Raw genomic sequence first — 6,456 nt, forward strand, 5'->3', positions numbered from 1 at the left:
CTCCTTGCCGATAAACAGGCTGCCCATGCTGAAGATGAACAGGTTGACGCCATACGACAGCAGGCACAGCCCCATGACCACCTGAAAGGTCCGCGGCCGTAGCACCAGCCAGACACCGGAGGCGGCCAGTACGCCGATTGCGATTGCGATGACTTCTTCCATCAGGCGTTGGCTCCTTTGAGCGGGGCGACGGGTTTGGCGTGCAGGCCCGGCTTGTGGGCGCGCACCGACTGGTGGGCCAGGGCGGTGAGAATCAGCAGGGTCGAGCCGACCACCACGGCATACACGCCGATGTCGAAGAACAGCGCGCTGGCCAGGTGAATATCCCCCAGCAGCGGCAATTCGAAATGCCAGGTATGCGTGGTCAGGAACGGATAACCCACCGCCAGCGCCCCCAACCCCGTGGCGCTGGCGAACAGCAGCCCGGTGCCCATCCAGCGCAGCGGTCGCAGGCTCATCTGCGCCTCGACCCACTGGGTGCCGGCGACCATGTATTGCAGGATGAACGCCACCGACATCACCAGCCCGGCCACGAAGCCGCCGCCGGGTTGATTGTGGCCGCGCATGAACAGATAGAACGACACCACCAGGGCAATCGGCAGCAACAGGCGAACCAGCACCGACGGCACCATCATGAAGCCCAGCGCGGTATCGCTGGCGTGGCGCGGGTTGACCAGGTCGGTGACCACGTCCGGCGCCAGCAGCCGTTGTTGCGCCGGCAGTTGCATGCTTTCCTTCGGCGGACGGAAGCGCCGCAGCAGGGCGAACACCGCCAGGGCCACCGCCGCCAGCACGGTGATTTCCCCCAGGGTGTCGAAACCGCGGAAGTCCACCAGCATGACGTTCACCACGTTGCTGCCGCCGCCTTCAGGCAACGCGCGGCTGAGGTAGAACGAGGAAATGTCGTTGGGGGTCTGGCGCGTCAGCATGGCATAGGACAGCAGCGCCATGCCGCCGCCCACCGCGCCGGACAGCAGCAGGTCCCGCAGGCGCCGGATGCGCGCGCGCCGTTCGCTGTTGGGCCGGGGCGATACGTCCTCGATCCGCCGTGGCAACCAGCGCAGCCCCAGCAGGATCAGCACCGTGGTGACCACTTCCACCGCCAGTTGCGTCAGGGCCAGGTCAGGGGCCGAGAACCAGACGAAGGTCACGCAGGTCATCAGGCCGCAGACACTGACCATCGTCAGCGCCGCGAGACGGTGATACTTGGCTTGCCAGGCCGCGCCCAGGGCGCAGGCGATCGCCAGTACCCACAGGGTGACGAACACCACGGAGCCGGGAATCTTCGGCCGGTCGCCCCAGACCAGCGTGCTGTGCAGCATCGGGATCAGCCCGGCCAGGAGCGCCGCCAATACCAACAGGAACAATTGCGCCTGCAGGCGCCGAGTGCTGATCTTGCGCTCCAGCCGACGGCCGTGGCGCATCATCAGCACCAGGCAGCGTTCGAACAGGCGCTTGCCGCTGAGGCGGCCGATCAGCGGCGGATGCTTGATGTGGCCTTGCTTGAATTGCTTGCGCAGCAGCAGGTACAGGACGATGCCCGCGGACATCGCCACCAGGCTCATGATCATGGGCGCGTTCAGCCCGTGCCAGATCGCCAGGCTGTATTCCGGCAGCGGGCCGCCCACCACGGGGAGTGCGGCGGCGGCCAGTAACGAGCCGACCACCTGGGCCGGGAAAATCCCCACCAACAGGCAAGTGAATACCAGCAGCTCGACCGGCGCGCGCATCCAGCGTGGCGGTTCATGGGGCGTGTGGGGCAGGTCGCTGGCGGTGGGGCCGAAAAACACGTCCACGGTAAAGCGCAGGGAATAGGCGACGCTGAAAGTGCCGGCGATGGTGGCGATGATCGGCAACGCCAGCTCGACCCAGGCGGTGGCCGAGATAAACACCGTCTCGGCGAAGAACATCTCCTTGGACAGGAAACCATTGAGCAGCGGCACTCCGGCCATCGCCGCGCTGGCGACCATCGCCAGGGTCGCGGTGAACGGAATCAGCCGCACCAGGCCACTGAGCCTGCGGATGTCGCGGGTGCCGCTTTCGTGGTCGATGATCCCGGCGGCCATGAACAGCGAGGCTTTGAACGTGGCGTGGTTGAGGATGTGAAACACCGCGGCTACCGCCGCCAGCGGACTGTTGAGACCCAGCAGCAGGGTGATCAGCCCGAGGTGGCTGATGGTCGAATAGGCGAGCAGGCCCTTGAGGTCGTTCTGGAACATCGCGCAATAGGCGCCGAGCACCAGGGTGCAGGCCCCGGCGCCACCGACGAGATAGAACCATTCCTCGCTGCCCGACAATGACGGCCACAGCCGCGCCAACAGGAAGACACCGGCCTTGACCATGGTTGCCGAATGCAGGTACGCCGACACCGGTGTGGGTGCGGCCATGGCGTGGGGCAGCCAGAAGTGGAAGGGGAACTGAGCACTTTTGCTCAAGGCGCCGATCAGGATCAGCGGCAGCAGGACGGGGTAGAGGGCGTGGTCACGAATCAGGTTGCCGGCGGCCAGGACCTTGTCCAGGTCATAGCTGCCCACCACATGGCCGAGCAGCATTACCCCGGCCAACAGGCACAGCCCGCCGGCACCGGTCACCATCAACGCCATGTAGGCGCCGCGTCGGGCATCGGCGCGGTGATGCCAATAGCCGATCAGCAAGAACGAGAACAGACTGGTCAGTTCCCAGAAGAACACCATCTGGATCAGGTTGCCGGAGATCACCAGCCCGAGCATCGCGCCCATGAATGCGAGGAAGAACGCGAAGAAACGCGGCACCGGATCGTCCGGCGACATGTAATAGCGGGCGTACAACGACACCAGCGTGCCGATGCCCAGCACCAATAACGAAAACAGCCAGGCGAAGCCATCCAGGCGCAGCACGAAATTCAGGCCCAGGCTGGGCAACCAATCATATTGTTCGCGGATTACGCCGCCAGCGGCGATCTGCGGGTACCATAAGGCCACCTGAACAGTGCCGGCCAGGGCTACGAGGCCGGCCAACAGCGATTCGGCGTTACGGGCGTTATGCGGTAACAGCGCCGCGACACAGCTGCCGATGAAGGGCAAAAGCAATAGAACTATCAGTGACATAGGCTTCTATTCGGCAAAGGTTGTCCGGGATCATACGTGGCGTATTCCCGATCACCAACCGCCAGGGTGTCGCAGAATCCTACAGGGTAGATGGAAGTCTCCTGTTTTGCGTTGTTTCAGGTGGGGCTTTTGGGGCTGCTGCGCGGCCCAGCGGGAGCAAGCTCCCTCGCCACGGGATTTTGCTCGATCTGCGTCAGTCGGTTGTGAGGAATGCCTATTGCTCGCGCTCAAGCACCTCATCCACTTCGACAACGCCTTTGCTGCGCGTCTTCAGCTCACTGACAATCACCGCCGCCACGATCAACCCGGCGCCCACCAGGGCAATCGCCGGTAACCGCTCGCCGGCCAGCCGCCCGGCGATGCCGGCCCATACCGGTTCCCCGGCATAGATCAGCGTGGCGCGGGTCGGCGAGACGCTTTTCTGGGCCCAGTTCATTGCCACCTGGATCGCTGCGCTGGCGGCGCCCAGGCCGACGGCGCTGATCAACAGCAGCCAGGAAAAACCGGGAATCACTTCTTGGGTCGGCACCACCATCAAAAATGCCAGCACCGCCGTGCTTGCCAGTTGCACCACAGTCACCCGGCGCACATCGACCTGGCCGGCATAGGCGCTGATCAGGATGATCTCGGCGGCGATCGCGATCGCGCTGATCAGCGTGGCGATTTCCCCCGGACTGAAATTCAGTGACGCGCCGGCCGGGCCGGACACCAGCATCAGCCCGGTGAACGCGAGCATGATCCCGATGCTCGGCATCAATCCTGGCCGCCGACCCAGCACCAGCCACTGCAGCAAGGGCACGAAGGGCACATACAGCGCGGTAATGAACGCCGATTGGCTGCTGGGGATGGTTTGCAGGCCGACGGTCTGCAGGCCATAGCCGAGCATGATCGCTACACCGATGAAAGCTCCGGCCTTGAGTTCGAACCAGGTCAGGTCGCGCAGGTGCCGCCAGGAGAACAGCGCAACGAATGCCGCCGCAGCGGCAAAGCGCAGGCCGACGAAAAACATCGGTCCGCTGACCGTCATCGCATGCTGGACCAGCAGGAATGTCCCGCCCCAGATCATGGTGATCAGCACCAGCACGCATTCGGCCTTGCTGAACCGTGAGAAACGGGAGGAAGCTTGCGGAGAATTCACCAATGCCATGATCTTGCGCGCCACTTGAGGTGGACGCACAATGCGCCCGAACGAATAAGTTGGGCAGTATAATGCGCAACCCCGGCAGATGAGCAATATAGTGCACAAAGATAATGGCCAGCGGGCGTCCGTCCTGCAACATGTCAGCCAGAACGTCCGCCGCCTGCGGCATGCCGCGCAGCTCAGCCAGACGGCTTTGGCCGAGCTGTCAGGGGTCAGTCGGCGGATGCTGGTGGCCATCGAGGCCGGGGAGAAAAATGTCAGCCTGACCACCCTGGATCGCGTCGCTGAAGCCCTCGACGTGGCCTTCAGCGATCTTATCCAGGCCCCCGACGCGCGCGATCCGAGTCGTATCAATGAGCTGGCCTGGGCCGGTGCGATTGCAGGGAGCAAGGCCGTGTTGCTGGCCAAAGCCACCGCCAGCCGCGAGGTGGAGCTTTGGGAGTGGCGCCTGGAACCCGGCGAGCATTACCATTCGGAGCCCGACGCCGACGGTTGGAGCGAACAGCTTTACGTCTTCGAAGGCTGTCTGACGCTGCTGCTGGGCAGCGAAGAACGTCGAGTCGGAGCGGGCGAGTTTTTCATGTTTGCCAGCAACCAACCTCACGGCTATCGCAATGACGGCCTGGTAGCAGCGCGATTCGTACGCAACGTGGTGATTTGACTCCTGGAGAGCGGTATGGACGCAGCGCTGGATCAACCTGTGAACGGCATCACCCGCGAGGCCGACATCCTGATCATCGGCGGCGGCCTGAGCGGCGCCATGCTCGCGGCGCAATTGCTGCGCCTGCCGGGCCGGCGCGACGTGCTGATTGTCGAGCCGCGCAGCGAGTTGGGCCGGGGCGAGGCCTACAGCGCCGTAGAGCTGGGCCATACCCTTAACGGCAACGCGGCACGCATGAGCGTCGATCCGGATAATGCCGATGACCTGACCCAGTGGCTCACGGCGTTCATCGAGGCTGGCGGCTGGCCCGAGTCGGACCAACAGCATGTGCCGGTCAGCGAACTGTTTCCTCCGCGCGGAATGTTTGGCCTGTACGTGCAACAGCGTCTGTCCGAGGCCCAGTCGGTGGCGGCCTTGAATGGGTCCATGGCGGAGCATGTGCGCGGGGAGGCCGTCGACCTGCAGATCGTTGATCAAGGTGTGCGGTTGACGCTGGCTGATGGCAGCATCTTGCAGGGCCGTTTCGCGGTGCTGGCCACCGGCATGTTTGCCGCGGCGCGCACTCCGCAGACCGAATCCAGCGGCTTGAACAGTGCGGCACTGGATCCTTGGGATGTGACGGCCATGCGCCAACTCGAGCCGCAGTCCACGGTGCTGATCATCGGTTCCGGGCTGACCATGGTCGATGCCGTGGTGTCGCTGGAGCAGGCCGGGCATCGTGGGCCCATCGAGGTGTTCTCACGCCATGGGCTGTTGCCCCATGTGCGCCGGCAACCTCCGGCCTGGGTGGATTTCCTTGCCGAAGATCATGACCTGCGTTCGCCGTTGCAGCTGATGCGGGCGCTGCGCGAGCAATGCCGTCAGGCGCAAGCCCAGGGGATTGATTGGCAGGCGCCACTGGATACCGTGCGCGCGCACATCGGCCGTTTGTGGAGCCAGGCCAGCGATGTGCAGCGCCGACAGTACGTCCGGCATGTGCGGCCGTGGTGGGAAAGCCACCATCATCGTTCGCCTCCGTTGAGCGCAGAATTGGTGACGCGTCTGCAGGAAGAAGGGCGGCTGCGGATCCAGGCGGCCTCGTTCAAGGGGCTGGTGCCGGCTACCCAAGGCTCGGTAGGCATCCGCATCCGCCGACGCGGCGAAGCTGGACTGACGGTGATGCAAGGCGCTGCGTTGATCAACTCCAGCGGTATCGAATATGACTGGCGGCGCGTGGCGCGACCTCTGCCGCAGCAATTGCTGGCCCGAGGGCTGGTCCAGCCCGGTCCGCTGGCGCTGGGCATCGCCGCGCGTGCCGACGGCGCAGTGCTGGACGCCCGTGGCGAGCCGGTCAATCAGCTGTTCGCCATGGGCCCGCCATTGCGCGGAATGTGGTGGGAAAGCACCGCCGTGACGGATGTGGCGAGCCAGGCCAAGGCACTGGCCGCGCGCTTGGCTGGTTTACAAACCCAACGCTGAACCCTGTGGCGAGGGAGCTTGCTCCCGCTGGGTTGCGCAGCGACCCTAAAGAAGCTGGATGCACTCGACCTGACACACTGCGGTGAATGGTCTTGGGGCTACTGCGTAGC

The 6,456-nt window shown here is 64.5% G+C and carries 5 protein-coding genes; 2 read left to right on the plus strand and 3 right to left on the minus strand.

Annotated elements, in window-relative coordinates; all coding sequences use genetic code 11:
- The 3 genes from ACE04F_RS17095 to ACE04F_RS17105 form a co-directional block, all read right to left on the minus strand.
- A partial coding sequence (locus ACE04F_RS17095; protein ID WP_486108416.1) for an NADH-quinone oxidoreductase subunit K occupies positions 1-162 on the minus strand: 162 nt, incomplete at its 3' end.
- The gene (locus ACE04F_RS17100) at positions 162-3,086 is read right to left on the minus strand and encodes a monovalent cation/H+ antiporter subunit A (protein WP_486108178.1); all 2,925 of its coding nucleotides are present in this window, start codon (positions 3,084-3,086) and stop codon (positions 162-164) included. The genes ACE04F_RS17100 and ACE04F_RS17095, both read right to left, overlap by 1 nt.
- A gap of 214 nt (positions 3,087-3,300) precedes the next feature.
- Positions 3,301-4,233 (minus strand): DMT family transporter, encoded by a 933-nt coding sequence (locus ACE04F_RS17105; RefSeq protein ID WP_486108188.1) that lies wholly within the window; start codon positions 4,231-4,233, stop codon positions 3,301-3,303.
- 91 nt (positions 4,234-4,324) lie between these two features.
- Between ACE04F_RS17105 and ACE04F_RS17110 the strand changes: the two genes are divergently transcribed.
- Together ACE04F_RS17110 and ACE04F_RS17115 are read left to right on the plus strand one after the other, a co-directional pair.
- Positions 4,325-4,888 carry a helix-turn-helix domain-containing protein gene (locus tag ACE04F_RS17110; RefSeq protein ID WP_434657111.1) on the plus strand — a complete coding sequence of 188 codons (564 nt, stop codon included), beginning with the start codon at positions 4,325-4,327 and terminating at the stop codon, positions 4,886-4,888.
- A gap of 15 nt (positions 4,889-4,903) precedes the next feature.
- Complete coding sequence (locus tag ACE04F_RS17115) at positions 4,904-6,346, plus strand: FAD/NAD(P)-binding protein (RefSeq protein ID WP_486108175.1); 1,443 nt, start codon at positions 4,904-4,906, stop codon at positions 6,344-6,346.
- Positions 6,347-6,456: the final 110 nt, after the last annotated feature.

The sequence above is a fragment of the Pseudomonas sp. AGC41 genome, from assembly GCF_057334555.1.